The following is a 20083-nucleotide window of genomic DNA, read 5'->3' on the forward strand; positions in this document are numbered from 1 at the left end:
GCAGAGACTTTTTGTTTGGTCCGCTTTCGCGAAAGCGGACTGAACTATAAGATACTAACACTTCAACAATTTATATGCCTATGATCAGTTTTGCCAGTGAGAAGTAGATCAAAATCCCGCAGATGTCGTTACTTGTTGTAATAAATGGGCCAGTAGCAATGGCGGGATCAATGCCGCGCTTGTGCAATATAATAGGCACGGACGTTCCTATGAGTCCCGCCACGATAATCACGGTAAATAAAGCTGATGAAATCGCAATGGAAATGAGCATGTCACCTTTTGAAAAATAGGTGTAGGCAAAAAGTAGAACACCCAGCATCAGTCCATTGAGCATTGCTAGTAAAACTTCTTTTATCAACCGGTTACCTATGCTTCCTTTAAGATCATCATTTGCAATTCCCTGCACGATAATCGCACTGGATTGAACTCCCACATTACCGGCCATCGCAGCAATAAGTGGTGTGAAAAGAAATAGAATGGCATGCTCTGACATCAAGGGTTCAAAAACTCCCATGATTGCAGACGCTCCTATACCACCAAACAAGCCTAAAACCAACCATGGAAAGCGGGCTCTGGTCAATTGCCAGATGCTAGCGTTTGCTTCAACATCCTGAGAAATACCAGAAGCTAGCTGGTAATCCTTTTCTGCTTCTTCTGTAATAAAATCAACGATATCATCAATAGTAACTCGACCTACAAGACGATCTAACTCATCTACTACTGGAAGAGCTTCAAGATCATATTTACGCATGATACGAGCAACTTCTTCCCCAGAAGCATTCACGGAAACATAATCCACTTTAGGAATATAAACCTCTTTGATAGGAGTGGATTCTGGACTGGTTAAAAGATCTTTTAAAGACAGTCTTCCCTTTAATTTTTGATTGTTATCCACTACATAAATAGAGTGGACTCTGGTCACGTTTTCGGCTTGTGCACGCATCTCACTCACACAACCGGTTACTGTCCAGTTTTCATTAACTTTTACTAACTCTTTGGCCATCAAACCACCAGCACTGTTTTCATCGTAGCGCAATAAATCCACGATGTTTTCCACGTGCTCTTCATCTGCCATTGCGCTTATAATTTCTTTGGCAAGCGCATCTGGCAAATCATTCAGGATATCTGCGGCATCATCAGTATCCATCTCTTCCAGTTCGTAAGCTATTTCCTGTGGTGATAGTGCATTTAAAATGCGGTCCCGTTGATCTTCATCAAGCTCTATTAAAGCCTCAGACGTTGTAACACTGTCTAATAATTTAATAACAAAAATGGCCTCACTCAAGGTAAGTTCATCAATGATTTCTGCAATATCAGCAAAGTGAAGATCTTCCAGGATCGCTTTAACCCTTTCAGATTCCTGCTGCTGGATCAAGACCTGTAAATCGTCAATAAAATGTTCTGTTGCCTGGAATTGCATAGATGAAGATTGGTAATGGGCAAATATAATAGGATTGAAGAGAAAATAAACTTCAAGTGTGCTTTGAATAACAACTAGTGCTCTAAAAACTGATTAGAAACTTGACAGAAAATCAAGCCTAGAATTGAATTTAGAACGGAACCTAAAATTGAATCCAATTATTAAATTCCATCTAGTAAAAGGGATTCTGTTCCTAGCCCTAAAATTAACGACTGATTATTGAGGAACAACCGAGTAATATCAACTCCTGAAAGCAATTAAACAAAAGGATTTATAAATAGAAATGAACTCGGTATGATTTTAAAGTTAAAACTTGAACTCTCGAGTGTTGCTGCAATCAATCCTTGACGATGTCGCAATTAAAAGTATTTGATTTTCTAAAAACTATTTTTATTCTCCTTTCATCTTCAAAAATCATCAAACAACAAATTGATGTCAAAAAGTTTCAAATTCAAGGTGGCGGTTCTTCAAAATCAGAATTTTACTCACAACTCACAACTCACAACTCACAACTCACGATTCGCTGCTTTCTAAGGATTCAATCTCTGTTGTTAAGGTCACAAAATCGGCTACTGAGATTTGTTCAGGTCTTAAACTGAATAGTTCTCGATCGCGCATTTCATCTGGAAGCTCAAGAGATTTCAAAGAATTGCGCAACGTTTTGCGGCGCTGCTGGAAAGCTAGTTTGACCACCTGACGCAATTTATCGTAAGAACAGGAAAGCTGATCATAATCTTCTTTACGCTGCAATCGCAATACACCACTTTCAACTCGCGGTGGTGGATCAAAAACTTCTGGACCTACCGTAAACAGGTACTCTGCATGGTAATAGGCTTGCGTCAGTACAGATAAAATCCCGTAGGTTTTAGAACCGTGCAGCGCACAAATGCGCTGTGCAACCTCTTTCTGAAACATCCCACCAAATTCTGGAATCTGATCTCTATTTTCTATCGTTTTAAAAACGATCTGCGTGCTAATATTGTAAGGAAAATTACCAATAATAGCAAAAGGTGTATCACCATAAATCTCCTTCAAGTCCTTTTGTAAAAAGTCGGTTTCAATAACTTGAAAGGTTTGTGCAGAAACTAGGTTTGCATGCTCAATAGAAAAAGAAAGCTTTAAATACTCCACAGACTCACTATCGAATTCTAGGGCTGTTACTTTAATGCCCTTGCGCAAAATATGTTTTGTAAGTATTCCTGTTCCTGGTCCTACTTCCAGTACTTGGTCGTATCCTTTGTAACTTAGGCTTCCCGCAATGTCCATGGCCACACCGTCATCTTTTAAAAAGTGCTGTCCTAGGTGTTTTTTTGCTGTGACTCCCTTATCTTGAGTGGTGTATCTTTTAAATTGTTTTTTTGCCAAAGTGCGTTTGTTGCGTTTCTGCTAATTAGAAACTGGTGTGATCCTTACAATTAAAGGAAGGATTTCAATTCTGACGGTTCCATCGAGAGGAAGACCGTTTGTGTAATAGCCAAATTTCTCCTGTACGTTCTTTCCGTTTTTCTGATAAGACAACGTGTAATGACCATCTGTTTTAGGAACATCAGCCAGGTTCACCTCATATTTTATAGACTCCCTAGGATCTATATCCACAAAATCTACATTTGTACTACCAGAAGGCTCGATTATAAAGTTTTCAATCTTCTCATCAGTTGTATTAACGACCTTGAAGTTTGCAACCGTGTCAGTGCAGGAGCAAAGCAGCACAAACATGGTGATTACAAGAAGCAATTTGGTTTTCATCGTTCGTGGGATTTAATTCATATTTCCAGTCACTCGATATTCATCAATGAGCTCCAGTTCTGTTCTGAAAGATAATACTTGCTCGCCAAATTTTTCGTGCCCTAACTTTATGTAGGATTCTGAGTACTTTTCATGATAGATTTCTAGCGCTTCCCGGCTACTGGCTTTGTATTGAACGGAGAATGTACTGCTGCCATCATCTTCATTTACTAAAACCCGAGTCAATCTCGCATCCATAAACAGACCAGTTCCCAGTACTTGAGCAATATGCTCACGCGTCCATTCCAGCCAACTGTTTTCTAATGATTGTGCCATGTTACTGGTCACGTTATAAATTACCATATCCTATAAATCTGTCGTTTCAAAATCACCTCGCAATTTGCGGAACCTGCGCCTGGCATCAATAAAAAAGATGCTGTCTGCATGGTTATAAATGATTTTTTCATAAAGTTTTTTTGCTTCTTCTGGCTGCTGTAATTGGTTTTCGTAAAGTAACGCCAGTCTGTATAAGGCATCGTCTTCCAGTATTCCAGTGCCGTAATTATCGATAATGTTCTGGTAGTTTTTTACGGCCATAGAATAATCTGCTTCCAGCTCAAAAAGTGTCGCTTGGTTTAATAATGTCTCGTCTTCAATGGGATCTCCTTTATGGTCTCGCAATAAGGCGTCATACAATACAATAGCTTCAGTTCGTTTGTTTTGATATTGTTTTAATTCCGCTTTCGCGAAAGCTTTTAAAGCCACATAAGTAGTATCATAAAGGGAGTGATCGCTTATCGTCAGGCTCAGCTCCATGGCATCGTTTGCAATTAACTTACTGGTTGCACCTCGCAGTACTTTTAGCTGGGTCAAACTCCATGGGAAATCTCCCTGAAAATAACTGGTGCGAGCTACTTTAAATTGGGATTCCTGAGCGATCTCTGCATTTGGTAAATCGGTTTGTATCTGGCTGTATAAAATTAAGGCTCGATTAAATTGCTCCTGCAGTACCAGAATATCAGCCAGTAGCATCTTATTCTCTGCTTGCTGATACCTGCTTAACTGCTGTTTTTCTAAATTAGTTAACAAGGCAACAGCTTCTTCTATATTCTCTGTTTTGAACGCCAGGAAATTGGCATAATTATGTTGCAAAAAAAACGAATTTACATCGGTACCGTATTCTGTGAGTAATTTTTGATATTCTATTTTTATCTCAGGAAACTCGCTAGTCACTGCGGCATCTGTCTTAATTTTTAATTCAAGTGTTTGAGCAGCATATTTTAAGCGTTCCACTTGTGTCTCTTGAATGATATATTCTAGAATATAAAGCGCTGCTTCATCTGCATTTTCTTCATGAGCGATGAGCGCGAGGTCCTGAAGGTTTAATATATTTTCTTTGGTGCGGCTGTAAATGGCTTTTTCTTGAACAAATGCGGCGTTGAAATCCTTCTGTTGTATAAACAGCCAGCTCAGAATTTGATTATAGATAAGCGCTGGTTTTTGACGCAGCCTGATTAAAAGTGCTTTTCGCAATGCCTGATTCCCAGAGTTAGCGGGATCATCTGTGATATATTCTGAAAAGACAGCCTGCAAGCGTGGGACAAGATCCTCATTTGCTTCTAGGAGATTCAGGTATTTTTCAAACATTAAATCCAGCTTTCCTTGCTCACCGTACAGTCTAGCCGTTTGAAAATTATAATCATATCTAGGATTAACTGCCATTGTTTTCTCATAGCTAGTTATTGCCTGATCAAGTAAACTGCGGCGTTCAAAGGCTTGGGCAATCACATAGCCATTTTCTGGAAATGAATCGATTTGTGCAATTGCCTTGCGATAGGATGATACGGATAAACTATCCTTTCCTTGTAGACTGGCATTGTAACCGCGTTCAATTGGGAAAAGAATCTCGCTAGCAGAGAATTCTTCTCCTTGATCTAGCAGACTGTCTGCTTTCTGATAGTTTTCCAGTTGCTGCTGGAATTCAACCATTTTAAACAAGTAGATAAAATTTCTCTTATTCGTTAAATAAGCCTTTTCATAAATTGCATATGCTTTTTCATACGCTCCTTGCTCTGCATAATTATCTGCTAGCTGCAAACTTTGGCCTTGAGCCAAATAGCAACATAAGAAAATTAATAAAAGCAAAAATTTACTCATAATTATTTAATCGATACGCTCAAAGCCACAATAAGGAATCAGCGCCTTAGGGATGTTGATGTAGTTTTCCACCTGATAATTCTCCAGAATAGAAGCTAAAATACGAGGCAATGCCAGCGCACTCCCATTGAGAGTATGCGCTAATTCTGTACCATTCTCTCCATTTCTAAAACGCAGTTTCAAGCGATTTGCCTGAAAAGCTTTAAAATTAGAAACACTACTAACTTCCAGCCATTTTTCCTGAGCAGCACTGTAAACCTCAAAATCATAGGTAAGGGTAGAAGTGAAGCCTAGATCTCCACCACAAAGGCGTAGAATTCTATAAGGCAACTCGAGCTCTTCTAGGATTCCCTTTACATGTACAACCATTGCATCCAGCGCACCATCACTTTTATTTGGGTGTTCTATGCGTAAAATCTCGACTTTATCAAACTGGTGTAATCTGTTCAAGCCACGCACATCAGACCCATAACTTCCAGCCTCACGACGGAAACAGGGTGTATAACCCGTCATGGTTATAGGCAGATCTTTAAGATCAAGCAAATCACCGCGGTAGATGTTTGTGATAGGTACCTCTGACGTTGGAATTAGATATAAATCATCAATTCCTACATGATACATTTGTCCTTCCTTGTCAGGTAATTGTCCTGTTCCAAAGCCGCTGGCTTCATTTACTAAAAGCGGCACTTGCATTTCCGTATAGCCGGCCTCTGTGTTTTTATCAAGGAAATAGTTGATCAAAGCACGTTGTAAACGGGCACCTTTACTTTTATAAACAGGGAATCCTGCACCTGTAATTTTATTGCCCAACTCAAAATCAATAATGTCAAACTTCTTAGCTAGTTCCCAGTGAGGTAAAGCATTATCCATTAGTTTAGGCATATCGCCATGCTCAGAAACGACCTCATTATCGGTATCGCTATTTCCTGCCGGTACGGAATCTTGTGGGATATTTGGTATGGTGTACAGAACTTGCTGCAATGCTTCCACGGCATTGTTTAGAAGCTCAGAAAGCACTTTAGAAGCTTCTTTTAGGCTTCCTGTTTTTTCTTTTAATTCGTTTGCTTCTTGAGTTTTTCCAGATTTGAAAAGATCTCCTATCTGTTTAGAAAGCCTGTTGCTTTCTGCCAATGTTTCATCCAGTTTTGCTTGAAGATTTCTTCTATTTTCATCAATCGATAGGGCTTTATCCAACATAGGATTAGCATCGATATTTCGTTTTTTTAAGGCTTCAGCAAATTTTTCTTTATGCTCGCGTATGGCTGCAATTTGTAACATAAGGCAATTCTAATTTAAGCTTATAAAATTACTATTTCTAACGCTAAGAACGTAGGGAAGCAGTGCTTAAGTTTTAGCGACTCTTTACACGATCGTACCCAGGCGACGGTAGTATCCACACCGCATGATTCCAGTGGCTCCATTCCGTGGCGGCAAGGTCTATATCTGGATCTGTAAATTGGGAGGGCTGGCGGCCATTGATACCTACCTTAGCATCTACATAAACCGCGATATCCATATTTTGTGCTGCGTAATCTTTCTTGAGACGTTGCGCAAACTGCCACATAAAATCAGGTTTGCTTTGTACAGAGTTCTTCTGGCGCGGTGAGAGATAATTACTTAGTTTGACTCTTGATCGAACTCCGGTCGCTTTGTCTTCAATAAAAAATTGAGCTTTGCCAGTGCGGCTGCGCAACATCATGCGCCAGCTCATCCTGTGACCTTCTTCCGTCCAGAAAACATCGTCTTTGATTGTCCAGTGACGCAATGGTAACAATAACATTACTAGTAAGAAAACGCTGCTACATGTTATGATGAGATTGCGCGATTTAGGAATGATTATTTCTCCTTTGTCATAGAACTGTTTTTTCCATAAAAACCATTGGTGGATTTTTGTAACTGAGAAAAAGAAGATTAAAAATGATAAAGCCATGTAGGGAAAAATCCCAATCTTGAATACAATACTATTAAAGAGGTGGAAGAAAACGGAAGCCATTACAGCAAGCCAGCGGGTTCGTTTCCATAATAAAAATGGAACGATCAATATATCAAAAAACAACCCAAAATACTTGATTGCTTCATGTGTCCATGGTTCTTGTAGAATGTTCCAATTCTTAGCACGTATGCTCATTAAATACCTAGGAAAACTACCATCCAGCCAGTCTGGATAAAATTTTGCCACACTCGCATACGCATAAACAATCCAGATTAAGGCGATGATAAATATGTAAATCCAGCGCGACATGTGCTCCATGCGGATTTTAGGATAAAGTCTTGCATCTACAGAAGCAGACTTATGAGCTGGTAAGAAGATCATGATGTAGTTGAGCAACATCAATAAATAACAGTGATTGTTGTAGCTGGATTTTTGCAGTAGATAGATATAAGTCCATGTAATTGCGTAGAATGTAATTGCCATTCTATACTTAAAGCCCACCATCACAAGTAGTCCGGCTATTCCCATGATGCTATAGAGAACGTACATCCCGTTGCCTGGCAACGGTTCTAGAAATTCAAAACCTATGAATGTAAAGGTAAATTCAGGATCAATAAATTGACGACGCACCATACCTGTTGCCATAGATCCAAAAGCTTCAACAGCAAGCAACAACCCAAAAATGACCCGAAACAATACCAGTGCAGAATTGTCGACCTGTTTAAAAAGCCATCGATCCAGGCTACTGTGCATACGCCCTCGTTTTTGTTTCATCGTGTGCCATGACGGACTTTAACTCATCCATGGATTTGAATTTTTCCTCGTCCCGCAATCGTTGATGAAATTTGAGTTCCAGCTTCTTGCCGTAGAGATCGCTATCAAAATCTAAATAATAAGTCTCAATTTTCTGGCTTTGATCAGCCCCAGGAACCGTAGGATTTGTGCCTATGTTCGTCATTCCCCATACCTTTAGGCCATCTATTATACTGCTGGTAATATATACTCCAGACTTAGGAATGAGTTTGTATTCCTCCTTAATTTTTAGGTTTGCGGTGGGGTAATTCATGGTACGACCTATTTGTTTCCCTTCCACCACCGTTCCTGAAATACTGAATGGTCTATTTAAATATTGATTAGCTGTTTCTACATCACCTTCATTGATAGCGATGCGCACTTTAGTGCTGCTTACTGCAACCTCTTCAATTTCTTCTTTAGAAATTTCTATGATTTCAAAACCATATTCTAAAGCATCCTCGCGTAAATCCTCGATACTTGCGGTCCTATTGCGACCGTAATGATGGTCATATCCTATAACGACTACCGCTGCGTTTAATTGATCTACCAGAATGTTCTTTACATAATCATGTGCTGTTGTTCTTGAAAACTCTAGTGAAAATGGATGAATGATCATGTGCTCGATGCCACTTTCTGCAACCAGATCGACCCGTTCATCAATAGTATTAATCAATTTAAGATCGTGATCTGGCTGCAAAATCATACGAGGATGAGGGAAAAAAGTCAGCAAAACCGTGGTGAGTTCAGAATCAGTCGCACGATCAATCACTTTTTTAAGAATCTGCTGATGCCCTTGATGCAATCCATCAAAAGTACCGATGGTTACCACAGATTTTTTTTGCGATTTGTACTGGTTAATATTTTGGTAGGTTTTCAATACGTTTTCCGGTTTTACCTCTTGCAAATTAATTGAATCTATCGAGAATTTATAAGATAATTATAGGGAACTAAGTCCTTTAATTTATAGAATGTTTTTGGTATAAAGACATTTACAAGATGTTATAAGGTGTGATCAATTCCGCTTTCGCGAAAGCGAACTTAACATCATCATTCACATTTAAATCAACTTGGTTTTACTTGCCATTGTACTCGTTCATGGCATTTGCAAGGCCGCCGTGTATAAAAGCCAGTGCCGCCGCTGCCGCCGTATCCATGCGCTCCTGCAAGGATTTAAGTTCCTCACTGTTCCATTCACCCAGTACATAATCCACCTGGTTTCCTTGAGAAAACGCATCAGAAATTCCAAATCTAAGCCGCGGATAATTAGGAGTGTTTAATTGCACTTGCGTGTCTTTAAGGCCATTATGACCGCCGTCACTACCTTTTCCTTTCATACGTATCGTACCGAATTCTAGATTGAGATCATCTGTAATTACCAGCAATTCATCAATGGATATGTTTTCCTGCTTAAGGTAATATTTAATCGCCTTGCCAGATAGGTTCATAAACGTATTAGGTTTGAGTAAAATTACTTTTTTTCCCTTGTGGGTTGTGGTCGCAACATCGCCCAATTTCAGGGTTTCAAAACTCACGGACTTATCTGTAGCAATTTGATCGAGAATCTTGAAGCCTATGTTGTGTCTGGTTTCACTGTATTTAACACCAGGATTGCCCAGTCCTACAATTAGGAATTTTTTCATAGGTTCATTTTTGTGGGTTACGGGTTTATCAACGGTCCCGAACCATCGTTTCCAAATGGATTTCATTCTTCAAAAATAAAAAAGCCGCTCCAGCTAGTGCAGGAACGGCTTGTGAAATATTCAAGGTTTGACCTAGTCGTCCGTTCCTTCTTTAACTGCAGCGACATCATCTGTCTCTGAAGATGGAACCTCATCTGCTGGTACTTCTTCCTCAGTTTCCTCATCTGCGATTGCAGTACGAGAGTTTTTGATCATTAAAACTACTAGAGAATCAGAATGCATGATTTCATACTCATCAACTCTCAAGTCACGCACATACTTCTTGTCACCAATTTTCATGGGAGCAATATCCATCGAGATAAAGTCTGGAAGGTTTGCAGGAAGTGCTTTAACTCTTAATTTACGTAGATTTCTTCTCAGAACTCCACCATTAAGTACACCACGAGAAACACCTGTACTTCTTACAGGAACTTCCATAGTTACCATTTTATCATCAAAAATCTGATAGAAATCTGCATGAAGTAGCAATTCTCTAACTGGGTGCCACTGCATATCCTGGGCGATGGTATTGAATTTACCAGCTTCACCTAGGTCGATGACTACAGTATGTGCATCTGGGGTGTAGATAAGGTCCTTAAACGCTTTTTCTTCTGCTGAAAAATGTATGGGCTCGTCTCCTCCGTAGATTACACAAGGTACCAATCCAGCATTACGTAGGGCTTTAGTTGCCTTTTTGCCCACGCTTTCTCTTTTAGATCCGTTGATCGTGATTGATTTCATTTTGGGTTATTTAATTATTAATTGAAATTACATTATAAAATTATCGCTGATAGACTCGTTGTTCTGTACACTGGACATTACTCCAGCAAATAATTTTGCACAGGACAAGACTCTTATCTTATCGCTTTGTTGTTTAAGGGGAATAGAATCTGTAACAATTAGTTCAACTAATTGGGAATTTTCTACTCTCTCATAGGCTTTGCCTGATAAAATAGCATGTGTACAAATAGCTCTCACACTTTTTGCACCGCGTTCCATCATAACTTCGGCAGCTTTGGTTAACGTACCTGCGGTATCAACCATGTCATCCACAAGGACTACATTTTTACCGGTAACATCACCTATCAACTCCATGTGAGAAATGATGTTTGCTTTTAATCGTTGTTTATAACATACAACAACATCACATTCTAGTGTTTTTGAATAAGCATAAGCTCTTTTAGAACCTCCCATATCTGGCGATGCTATGGTAAGATTATCCAGTCCTAACTTCTTGAGGTAGGGAATGAAAAGGGAAGAAGCATATAAATGATCTACTGGTTTTTCAAAAAATCCTTGAATCTGATCTGCATGCAAGTCCATCGTAATGATGCGAGTAGCTCCAGCTGTTTCTAGAATCTTTGCGATCATTTTTGCCCCTATGGGAACGCGTGGTTTATCCTTGCGATCCTGACGCGCCCAACCAAAATAAGGGATTACAGCGGTGATATGTCTGGCACTTGCTCTCTTTGCACCGTCAATCATTAGTAATAATTCCATCAGGTTATCGCTGCTGGGATGTGTGGATCCTATTAAGAATACACGTCTACCGCGTATAGACTCTTCAAAGGAGGGTTGAAACTCACCATCACTAAAGGTGGCAAAATTAACCTGCCCCAGTGAAGCACCATATTCTTTTGCAATGGATTGAGCGAGACCCATACTTTGTCTACAGCCAAAAAGTTTTGCTTCTGAATAAGAATAGGGCATTGTTAAGTGTTTAGGGCCTTGATTTTAAGGCTGCAAATGTAAAACTATTTTCTATTGCAGGATAGAAAAAGGAAAGGAAAAAAATTGGAGATTGAGAATATTTGTTACTTTTGCAATCCCAATTATTATGCCTCAGTGGTGGAATTGGTAGACACGTTGGATTCAAAATCCAATGCTGCAAGGCGTGCCGGTTCGATTCCGGCCTGAGGTACAAAACCAGAACAGCGATGTTCTGGTTTTTTATTTGATTCTATTTTGAAATTCGGTTGATCTGGAAAGGCTAGACTCAACGCCCGGTAAATGTCGCATGATGGTTTGCTGGAAGCTGCGAATGTCATACGGCTTTACGATAATATCGTCCATACCGCAGGAATAAATTTGTTCTCTCATTTCTTCAAGCTCTACTGCCGTTAGAGCGATGATAGGAATCTTGCTGAATGTTCTTATCTCTCTTGTAGCCTCTAAACCGTCCATAACCGGCATATTTACATCCATAAGAACTAGTTCATATTGACCCGTGCGAATCATTTCTACTGCAATCAAACCATTTTCTGCTACCTTGCAATGGACATTGTCTTTTTCAAGAATCTTACGAGTGACCATTTGGTTGATTTTGTTGTCCTCTACAACAAGGATTTTACACCCATCCAGTTTCTGTATATCATAAATTAGTGAAGTGTGTTCATTTTGCGCATCATAAGGTTTACTGTTTTCCACAACTTCAAAATTCATCTGGAAAGAGAATGTAGAACCTTTGCCCACTTCACTTTCTACCCTAATCTCTGATCCGGTAGAGTGCAGTAACCTTTTTACTATGGCAAGTCCTAAACCTGTTCCTTGATAGGAAAAGTTTTTGCTTTCGCCTTGAGCGAACTCCTCAAAAATTTGATTTATTTTATTTTCTGCGATTCCTTGACCGGTATCTGTAATGAAAAACTCCAGGGTTATAGCTTCATCTACCTTAATAACTTTGATTTCAATAAAAATAGTACCGTCTTCAGTGAATTTACACGCATTGCCTAATAAATTCATCAATACTTGAGATAATAGTATGCTATTCCCTTTAATCAATTGCGGAAGCTTGCTATCATATTTGACCTTAATTTCATTATTATTTTGTACTCGGATATATTCAAAAGAGGAGATGATATTTTCCATCAATGACGCAATACTGAAAACCTCATTATTATTATCTAATTCTTTTGAGGAATCAATCTTGTTGAGCTGCAGTACATCATTCACTAAAGCTAATAAGTAATCTGCGGAAAATTTAAGTGATTCAAGGTCTTGAAGGTTTTCGTCATCTTTATTTTTTTCAAGTAAAATACTTGTCAGGCCTATAACACCGTAGAGAGGAGTGCGCAACTCATGACTAACCGTAGAAAAGAAACTGCTTTTCACTTGGGACAGTCGCTCTGCTTCTTTTTTTGCCTTTTCAACTTGGATATTTTTAAATTCTAGGGATTCTATAAAAACCTTGCGTTTGCGGGCAATGTAAATAAGGGATACTATAAATGCGCAACCTATCACGATGACACCTATAAGCATATAGTTTAAGAGAGTGCGTTGTTGAACTTTTTGAGCTTGTAAATCTGTTTTAAGTTGCGCTTGATCAAGATCTTTCTGGACTTCATCCACCTGAAATTTTGCAGCTATTCTCTTGCTTTCTGATAAGCTGCGCTCTTTCTGATTGATTTGGTAAATACTGTCATATTTAGAAAGCATCTCATAAGCTAATATGTAGTTTTCTTTTGATCTGAGAGCTCGCGCATAGAGGCGATAGGATTTCTCTAACTCATCGTTTCTATTATCTGCCTCTCCTAGATCTATTGCTTCTATTAAGACAGCAATTGCATCATCTATCTTGTTATCTTTTAAATGACTCTCCGCTTTAAGGTTATGGTACAATGTCTTATTCCTTTCATCGAGAGAAGAGTTCAATGAATATTTAGTTAGAGAATCTAATGTTTGTTTGAACTGTTCCTTATCGTCTCTTTTAAAAAGAATTGTAGCCAGTTCATAGTAGGAATTTTGAAGACCTATTAAATTGCCTTCTGTCTGATACATTTCTAAAGCATTCTCGATAAATCGGATTCCTTTATTGTAAGTCTTGGGATTTTGAATATAAACTGCCGCGAGATCTCCATAGGAATCTGCAATTAAGTCAGTTTTTCTAGTTTTGGTAGCGTAATAATAGGATTTTTTAAAAGCCTTGAGAGCACTTACAGTGTCTTCAAGTATCAAGCGATCATAACCTAAATAGCTGTAAGCAGCGTGTGCGATGACAAAGTCACCAGCTTCTTCTGCTTTTTTAATGGTGTTGATGTTGTTTTGTAGCGATTCTCTGAATTTTCCTTCATCAAAAAGCCTGTAGCTATCAATGATCATTGCTCTAAGCTGCTCTTGCTGCTCTTGCTGCTCTGTGGAAGAGTCATTTACATTCTTAGTATCCTCTTTCTGTTGTCCTAAACAAATGCTCAGTGTGAATAGAGCTATTAAAGAGAAAGTGCAGTTTCTGATCATTTAATATGATAACATAAAATGTTAAAAAAATTAAATATAGACTATCTCGATGAATTCAATCATGATCAAAATGACCAATTCTTAAACGTATTATTTTTTGACACCCTGATTGAAAAGCAATTATGGTTCAATACCCAATCATTCAAGCTATTTTCACATCAAAGTATGGATTTAATTCCATTTGCCACAGCAATAGACTTTGTCGTTAATCAGCGCGGTATGTTGTAAAATTGCACCTGCTTAATCTATCAAAATCTATAATTTGAAAATCTACTTTTTTATATTTATTCTTGCCGGTTTGTTATCTGTACCAGCGACCGCTCAAATAGATTCCTTAAAAACTGTAACTGTAAAAGTTTTTCCAGCAATAGATATTGAACAACAAATTCAAGAAACGCCATTTTCTGTAGCGTCTAAAACTTTTAAAAATTCTCAAAATTCAAAACAGCAGCTGTCTTTTGATGAATATCTCAATGGTATTCCGGGTTTATTTGTGTTAAATCGCAATAATTTTTCTCAAGATCTCCGGATTTCCCTTAGAGGCTTTGGGGCGAGATCTGCTTTTGGGATTCGTGGAATAAAAATAGTGGTTGATGGTATTCCAGAAACTACCCCTGATGGACAAGGACAAATTGACAATCTTACTTTGGGAATTATTGATAACCTGCAAATATTGCGTGGTCCAGCCTCTTTATTATATGGAAATGCTGCAGGTGGTGTGATCAATATAAATACAATTTCAGAAATTGACAGCACCTATGCTCAAGTAGGTTATGTACTGGGTAACTATGGAATGAATAAATACGATGCCACCGCTGGAATTAAACATGATAATGGCGCAACGATTATATCTGCTTCCCGCACGACTAGCGACGGTTATCGAGAACACAGTAGTTTTGAAAGTAACCAATTCAACATTAAATCAACCCTCAATTTTAAGAACCAAAACTCTCTTGCCTTCCAGTTTAACTATACGGACAGTCCTGTTGCACTGGATGCTGGAGGTCTCACCCTAGAAGAGGTGAATGAAAATAAAAGACAAGCGAGGTCTAGGAATGTACAATTCAATTCTCAAGAACAGGTACGCCAGCTTAAAACTGGAATCTCCTATCAACAGCGTTGGGATAACCTGGCTTTAGAATCTTATGGATTTTATTCCTATCGAGATTTTGATAATAAATTACCTTTTGAATCTGGCGGTCAGGTAGAACTGTATCGCAATTATTATGGTCAGGGAAGTTATTTGACCTATGACACAATGGGTTCCAGTTTTCAAAATAAGATCCAGCTAGGATATGCACTTGCTTTTCAAGCAGACCAGCGACAACGTTTTGATAACCTCAACGGCGAGCGTGGAAATTCAGATTTTAACCAGCTAGAATCCTATAACAGTTATGGTTTTTATCTCGTTGATCGATTAGAGATAGGTAAATGGAATCTATTGGGAGGATTGCGCTATGATATCAATTCGTTAGAAGCAGATGACAGAACTTTAGCAAGTAATAGTAATTCCCGAAATCTCAATAGCTGGAGTGGTAGTCTAGGATTTAATTATGAATTATCTGTTAGCGATCATCTTTTTGCAAACGTCGCCACGAGTTTTGAAACTCCCGCTTTAAGTGAGCTGTCCGCAAATCCTGATGGTAGCACTGGATTTAATCCAGATCTAGAAGCGCAAAAGTCCATAAATTATGAAATAGGCTTTAAGAGCCAGCGAGAGAAATTTGAGTGGAATGCGGCAATATTTTACATCGATACTAAAGATGATCTTGTGCCATTTGAACTCGCTCAATTTCCTGATAGAACCTTCTACAGAAATGCGGGAAGCAGCAGTCGCTACGGGCTTGAATTATTTGCAAATACAGCCATCACAAATAGATTGTCACTTAATGCTAGTTACACATATTCTAATTTTCAATATGAGGACTATCAACTGAGTGCTGAAAATCTAGAAGACAATCAATTGCCAGGAATCCCTAAACACCTAGCAACTCTAGGGTTTACCTATGATCAACCGCAGGGATTATTTATCCAGCTTAATTCTACCTATCGAGGCAAGCTGTTTGCCGATGATTTCAATACTACAGAAATAGATAATGCGTTTATCACAGACTTGAGCGCCAGCTACCCTATAAAATTTAAAAATACCAAGGTATCCCTCATAGGCGGTGTTAATAACCTATTCAATTCCAGTTACTTTGATAATGTGCGGATCAATGCATTTGGAGGTCGTTATTATGAGCCAGCGCCAGGAATCAACTTTTATACAGGATTGCGCGTGCGTATTTAAAGAGTGATTGTAAGGTATAAAGTTTCAGGCCTGACACCTTCTTTTTATATTTCGAGACATTTCAATCAACCCCTATTATTTTCATGGATAACTTTATTTTTTACTTTCTCGAGGGATTCTGGCACGTATTAGATTTACTGGCATACGATCATATACTTTTTATAATTTTACTTGCAGTGCCTTATTTATTTAATGGCTGGCGCAAGCTGTTACTGCTAGTGACTGCTTTTACTGTAGGTCACACCATCTCGTTGTTGTTAGTGGCATTTGGAAAAGTCTCATTCAGTACGGCTTATATTGAATTCCTGATCCCAGTGACTATAGCGATTACGGCACTTTACAATATATTCACAGCGGGCAGGCGCCATCAGAACAATACACCATGGTTTGCGGCCATAATTGCATTGTTTTTTGGGTTAGTTCATGGGTTCGGTTTCTCGGGAGCATTCCGCATGCTGGCATCTGGAAGCGATGATAACACATTATTGATACTGGGCGAATTTGCGCTGGGAATAGAGGCCGCACAACTGGTAATCGTTCTCATTGTCTTGATCTTAAACTTTATCTTTACGGGATTATTCCGCTTTAGTAAAAAAGAATGGGCTCAAATAATTTCAGCTATTATTTTTGGGATTGTGATCCCGATGTTAATTGCCAGATGGATCTGGTAAGTGGCTAACTTTAAATTGTATTATTCAGCTTTTATTAAGTTCGCTTTCGCGAAAGCGACTACTTTAGAAGTCGGTGCATTACCATAGTACTTGAACACGTTTCTTTATCACATTTACAGGATTGCGGAAACGGAAACTTTATCAGATTTAAAACTTTTTGTAGAATTGAAGCCAAAGAAACAGCATAAATACGATGTCGCCTATTTAAGGATGGCGCGCGAGTGGGCACAGCTTTCCTATTGCAAACGCAGGAAGGTAGGTGCACTCATAGTGCGCGACCGCATGATTATTAGTGACGGCTACAATGGTACACCCAGCGGCTTTGAAAACTTTTGCGAGGATGAAGAGGGGTATACTAAATGGTATGTGCTACATGCAGAGGCAAATGCTATTTTAAAAGTAGCATCATCTACACAATCCTGCCACAGTGCTACTTTATATATCACGATGTCTCCATGCCAGCAATGCAGCAAATTAATCCACCAGAGTGGCATTACCAGAGTGGTTTATCATCAAGATTATAAAGACGACAGTGGATTGAAATTTCTAGAAAAGGCAGGCGTTATAGTAGAGCATATTACCGATCTCGATTCATGAAAAAACGATACCTTCTTTACCCGTTATTTCTAGGAATATTCTTCAGTTTAGGTATTTTACTAGGTAACTTATTGTCAGCAAACGGATCAGATAATAGTTTTGTATCCGTGGGCAGTGCAAAGAAGCGTAAGCTGAACAGGTTGATAGATATTATTGACCAACGGTATGTGGATGAGGTAAATACAGATAGCATTGTTGATGTAGCGGTTAACGGCATTTTACAAAATCTAGATCCGCATTCTGTTTACATCTCAACGGATGAAGCAGAAGCTGTAGCAGATGATTTGAGAGGGAATTTTGTAGGGATAGGAATTCGTTATTTTGTGACGAGAGATACTATCTCTGTGCTTTCCACCATCAGTAAAGGACCTAGTGAGAAAGCTGGGATCAAGAGTGGCGATAAAATCCTATTTATGGATGGAAAACCATTGTATGGTGAAAATAAAATATCTACAGATGCGCTAAAGGGAGCGTCAGGAAGCAAACTAATTCTAGGCGTCTTAAAACCAGGAGATACCTCTATCGTTAATGTTCCAGTAACGAGGGGCGAGGTATCAATTGAAAGTGTGGAAGCAGCTTATATGCTCAATGAAAAGCTGGGCTATATAAAAGTCAATCGCTTTGCAGAAACAACAAATGCAGAATTTCATCGTGCGGTTTTAAAGCTTGAGAAAAAAGGAGCTACTCAACTTGCCGTGGACTTGCAAGACAATCCTGGCGGTATTCTAAGTGCTGCCATAGAAATGGCTGACGAATTTCTAAAAAAAGGCCAGCTTATTCTTTTTCAAAAAGACCGGAAAAATAATAGAAAAGATAGTTATGCGACTAGCGCAGGCGATTTTGAAGATAAAAAAGTTTTTATTCTGATCAATGAGAATAGCGCGAGTGCCAGTGAAGTTGTTGCAGGTGCTTTACAAGACAATGACAAAGGGACAATTATAGGCAGACGCAGCTTTGGAAAAGGGTTAGTACAACAAGAAATGCAACTGGGTGATGGTAGTGCAGTGAGATTAACGGTAGCGCGTTATTACACACCTACTGGACGCAGCATCCAGCGACCCTATAATAAAGGAAACGAAGATTATTTCAATGAGTATTTGAAACGTTATGAAAATGGAGAATTAACTGATAAGGATAATATTGAAGTTAACGATTCGTTGCGCTACACCACACCAGGAGGGAAGGTAGTTTATGGAGGAGGAGGAATTATTCCCGATGTTTTTGTTGCAGGACCTAAAAGCTATGAAAATCAAACGCTAGAATTCTTTGCTCGTACAGGATATGCAGACCGCGTAGCAAATGATTATTTACAACACGAGGGAAGGTATTTAAGAAACATGTCTAAAAGGGAATTTACGAACGACTACAAAGTTCCAGAAACCTTGCTATTATCTTTTTATCAATTTGCACGCAGGTACAGCAGTTCATTGCGATTGACTGGCAATCGTGATTACATAGCGTTATTGATAAAGGCTTCCCTCGCAGAGCAATTGTATGGAACAGAACTCAAGATCAAATTATTGAATTCTAAAAGTTCTATAATTGACCGGCTCTTAGAATTGAGTAAGGAAGCATACTAAGACTCCTGTTTCTCCTTGATTTTATAGGAAATTAGAAGAATACTCATCAAAATTACCACGCAAAGGGCGGCAACAATGCTGATTACAGCCACCTGGCTCTCGCCTGCAAAAAGATGAGAAAAGTTAAGTTTAAATGTATTGAATACAATACTGGCAACTGCCAAAAGCATGATTCCGTAAGTAACGTATTTCATAATTAAAATAATTCTTTAATGTTAGTCGCAAATAGTTTTACAGCTATCGCAAGCAAGATAACTCCAAAGATTTTTCTAAGCACATTTATACCTTGTTTTCCTAATACTTTATCAATTCTACCGGAATTTTTAAGTACCACGTAAACAAAAATACTGTTGATGAGAATGGCAATTATAATATTAATGGCGCTGTATTCTGATCGCAGCGATAATACCGAGGTTAAAGTACCTGCTCCAGCAATCAATGGAAAAGCGATAGGAATAATAGCAGCTGTTTCTGGTTCTTCATCCCGGTAGAGCTGGATGCCCAGAATCATTTCTAGTGCAATAAAAAAGATAATGAATGCACCCGCCACAGCAAAGGAATTCACATCTATACCTATAAGATGCAGCATGCTTTCTCCCACAAACATAAATCCTATCATTAATACAGCGGCAACTATAGTTGCTTTCTCACTTTGAACGTGACCCACCTTACGTCGCAAATCCACAATAATAGGTATGCTTCCAGTAATGTCTATGACGGCAAAAAGCACCATTGTGGCGGTGAAAATTTCCTTCAAATTCACGGAATTAAAAATCTCTGAAATCAAACTTAAATTCATGGCACTCTTTTTTTCGGCGTGCAAAAGTACTGCGGTTTAGTATTTTAATGGTAAGACCGTGAGGTTAAATTTGCGTTATTAATCTGGCTATATTACGGTTTTACAACTCTTCTTAAATTGCATGAGATACAAGATATATGGAATGAGGAATGAACTATGCGGACTATAGATGCTAGAACCAAATTGTCATTGGCATCGTTCGTT

The 20083-nt window shown here is 38.8% G+C and carries 18 protein-coding genes and 1 tRNA gene; 5 read left to right on the forward strand and 14 right to left on the reverse strand.

Going from position 1 to position 20083, the window contains the following annotated elements:
- Positions 1–70: 70 nt before the first annotated feature.
- The 11 genes from mgtE to IQ282_RS11075 all read right to left on the reverse strand — a co-directional run bounded on the left by mgtE (position 71) and on the right by IQ282_RS11075 (position 11419).
- Positions 71–1420, reverse strand: a complete 1350-nt coding sequence (gene mgtE / locus IQ282_RS11025) for a magnesium transporter (protein WP_194851906.1) — start codon at positions 1418–1420, stop codon at positions 71–73.
- 513 nt (positions 1421–1933) lie between these two features.
- Positions 1934–2785, reverse strand: a complete 852-nt coding sequence (gene rsmA, locus IQ282_RS11030) for a 16S rRNA (adenine(1518)-N(6)/adenine(1519)-N(6))-dimethyltransferase RsmA (RefSeq protein ID WP_194851907.1) — start codon at positions 2783–2785, stop codon at positions 1934–1936.
- Between the two features lie 21 nt (positions 2786–2806).
- Positions 2807–3166, reverse strand: a complete 360-nt coding sequence (locus IQ282_RS11035; protein WP_194851908.1) for a hypothetical protein — start codon at positions 3164–3166, stop codon at positions 2807–2809.
- 12 nt (positions 3167–3178) lie between these two features.
- On the reverse strand, positions 3179–3508 hold the full coding sequence (locus tag IQ282_RS11040) for a DUF4286 family protein (RefSeq protein ID WP_194851909.1): 330 nt from the start codon (positions 3506–3508) through the stop codon (positions 3179–3181).
- Between the two features lie 3 nt (positions 3509–3511).
- Positions 3512–5302, reverse strand: coding sequence for a tetratricopeptide repeat protein (locus tag IQ282_RS11045; RefSeq protein WP_194851910.1), 1791 nt, complete (start codon positions 5300–5302; stop codon positions 3512–3514).
- Between the two features lie 6 nt (positions 5303–5308).
- The gene (serS, locus tag IQ282_RS11050) at positions 5309–6580 is read right to left on the reverse strand and encodes a serine--tRNA ligase (RefSeq protein WP_194851911.1); all 1272 of its coding nucleotides are present in this window, start codon (positions 6578–6580) and stop codon (positions 5309–5311) included.
- A gap of 73 nt (positions 6581–6653) precedes the next feature.
- The gene (locus IQ282_RS11055) at positions 6654–7988 is read right to left on the reverse strand and encodes an HTTM domain-containing protein (protein ID WP_194851912.1); all 1335 of its coding nucleotides are present in this window, start codon (positions 7986–7988) and stop codon (positions 6654–6656) included.
- Positions 7978–8934: a bifunctional riboflavin kinase/FAD synthetase gene (locus IQ282_RS11060; RefSeq protein ID WP_228547296.1), complete on the reverse strand. Its 957-nt coding sequence runs from the start codon at positions 8932–8934 to the stop codon at positions 7978–7980. Before IQ282_RS11060 ends, IQ282_RS11055 begins: the two co-directional genes overlap by 11 nt.
- Before the next feature lie 169 nt (positions 8935–9103).
- Complete coding sequence (gene pth / locus IQ282_RS11065) at positions 9104–9736, reverse strand: aminoacyl-tRNA hydrolase (RefSeq protein ID WP_194851913.1); 633 nt, start codon at positions 9734–9736, stop codon at positions 9104–9106.
- Positions 9737–9802: 66 nt separating this feature from the next.
- Entirely contained in the window at positions 9803–10450 is a 648-nt protein-coding gene (locus IQ282_RS11070; RefSeq protein WP_194851914.1) for a 50S ribosomal protein L25/general stress protein Ctc, read from the reverse strand.
- 27 nt (positions 10451–10477) lie between these two features.
- On the reverse strand, positions 10478–11419 hold the full coding sequence (locus tag IQ282_RS11075) for a ribose-phosphate pyrophosphokinase (RefSeq protein WP_194851915.1): 942 nt from the start codon (positions 11417–11419) through the stop codon (positions 10478–10480).
- Positions 11420–11548: 129 nt separating this feature from the next.
- Here IQ282_RS11075 and IQ282_RS11080 point away from each other — a divergent pair.
- Positions 11549–11630, forward strand: a tRNA-Leu gene (locus tag IQ282_RS11080).
- A 29-nt stretch (positions 11631–11659) separates the two neighbouring features.
- On the opposite strand, the gene IQ282_RS11085 is transcribed toward IQ282_RS11080, so the two are convergent.
- Positions 11660–13942, reverse strand: a complete 2283-nt coding sequence (locus IQ282_RS11085) for a response regulator (RefSeq protein WP_194851916.1) — start codon at positions 13940–13942, stop codon at positions 11660–11662.
- Between the two features lie 262 nt (positions 13943–14204).
- Here IQ282_RS11085 and IQ282_RS11090 point away from each other — a divergent pair, with 262 nt between their 5' ends.
- From IQ282_RS11090 to IQ282_RS11105, 4 genes are all read left to right on the forward strand, one after another.
- Positions 14205–16232: a TonB-dependent receptor family protein gene (locus IQ282_RS11090; RefSeq protein ID WP_194851917.1), complete on the forward strand. Its 2028-nt coding sequence runs from the start codon at positions 14205–14207 to the stop codon at positions 16230–16232.
- An 83-nt stretch (positions 16233–16315) separates the two neighbouring features.
- Complete coding sequence (locus IQ282_RS11095; protein ID WP_194851918.1) at positions 16316–16903, forward strand: HupE/UreJ family protein; 588 nt, start codon at positions 16316–16318, stop codon at positions 16901–16903.
- A 165-nt stretch (positions 16904–17068) separates the two neighbouring features.
- A complete protein-coding gene (locus IQ282_RS11100) occupies positions 17069–17500 on the forward strand; it encodes a deoxycytidylate deaminase (RefSeq protein ID WP_194851961.1) in 432 nt (143 codons plus the stop codon).
- Positions 17497–19080, forward strand: a complete 1584-nt coding sequence (locus tag IQ282_RS11105) for a S41 family peptidase (protein ID WP_194851919.1) — start codon at positions 17497–17499, stop codon at positions 19078–19080. Before IQ282_RS11100 ends, IQ282_RS11105 begins: the two co-directional genes overlap by 4 nt.
- On the opposite strand, the gene IQ282_RS11110 is transcribed toward IQ282_RS11105, so the two are convergent.
- Both IQ282_RS11110 and IQ282_RS11115 read right to left on the reverse strand, forming a co-directional pair.
- Entirely contained in the window at positions 19077–19274 is a 198-nt protein-coding gene (locus tag IQ282_RS11110; protein ID WP_194851920.1) for a hypothetical protein, read from the reverse strand. The genes IQ282_RS11105 and IQ282_RS11110 overlap by 4 nt on opposite strands.
- A 2-nt stretch (positions 19275–19276) precedes the next feature.
- A complete protein-coding gene (locus tag IQ282_RS11115) occupies positions 19277–19879 on the reverse strand; it encodes a MarC family protein (protein WP_194851921.1) in 603 nt (200 codons plus the stop codon).
- Between the last annotated feature and the right edge of the window lie 204 nt (positions 19880–20083).

This window comes from Nonlabens antarcticus (assembly GCF_015356755.1).
Classification (GTDB): domain Bacteria; phylum Bacteroidota; class Bacteroidia; order Flavobacteriales; family Flavobacteriaceae; genus Nonlabens; species Nonlabens antarcticus.

Excerpts from the sequence above, each read along its gene's own strand:
- mgtE (WP_194851906.1), bottom strand. The coding sequence starts at position 1,420 with ATGCAATTCCAGGCAACAGAACATTTTATTGACGATTTACAGGTCTTG.
- IQ282_RS11035 (WP_194851908.1), bottom strand. The coding sequence starts at position 3,166 with ATGAAAACCAAATTGCTTCTTGTAATCACCATGTTTGTGCTGCTTTGC.
- IQ282_RS11040 (WP_194851909.1), bottom strand. The coding sequence starts at position 3,508 with ATGGTAATTTATAACGTGACCAGTAACATGGCACAATCATTAGAAAAC.
- IQ282_RS11045 (WP_194851910.1), bottom strand. The coding sequence starts at position 5,302 with ATGAGTAAATTTTTGCTTTTATTAATTTTCTTATGTTGCTATTTGGCT.
- serS (WP_194851911.1), bottom strand. The coding sequence starts at position 6,580 with ATGTTACAAATTGCAGCCATACGCGAGCATAAAGAAAAATTTGCTGAA.
- IQ282_RS11055 (WP_194851912.1), bottom strand. The coding sequence starts at position 7,988 with ATGCACAGTAGCCTGGATCGATGGCTTTTTAAACAGGTCGACAATTCT.
- pth (WP_194851913.1), bottom strand. The coding sequence starts at position 9,736 with ATGAAATCCATTTGGAAACGATGGTTCGGGACCGTTGATAAACCCGTA.
- IQ282_RS11070 (WP_194851914.1), bottom strand. The coding sequence starts at position 10,450 with ATGAAATCAATCACGATCAACGGATCTAAAAGAGAAAGCGTGGGCAAA.
- IQ282_RS11075 (WP_194851915.1), bottom strand. The coding sequence starts at position 11,419 with ATGCCCTATTCTTATTCAGAAGCAAAACTTTTTGGCTGTAGACAAAGT.
- IQ282_RS11085 (WP_194851916.1), bottom strand. The coding sequence starts at position 13,942 with ATGATCAGAAACTGCACTTTCTCTTTAATAGCTCTATTCACACTGAGC.
- IQ282_RS11095 (WP_194851918.1), top strand. The coding sequence starts at position 16,316 with ATGGATAACTTTATTTTTTACTTTCTCGAGGGATTCTGGCACGTATTA.
- IQ282_RS11105 (WP_194851919.1), top strand. The coding sequence starts at position 17,497 with ATGAAAAAACGATACCTTCTTTACCCGTTATTTCTAGGAATATTCTTC.
- IQ282_RS11110 (WP_194851920.1), bottom strand. The coding sequence starts at position 19,274 with ATGAAATACGTTACTTACGGAATCATGCTTTTGGCAGTTGCCAGTATT.
- IQ282_RS11115 (WP_194851921.1), bottom strand. The coding sequence starts at position 19,879 with ATGAATTTAAGTTTGATTTCAGAGATTTTTAATTCCGTGAATTTGAAG.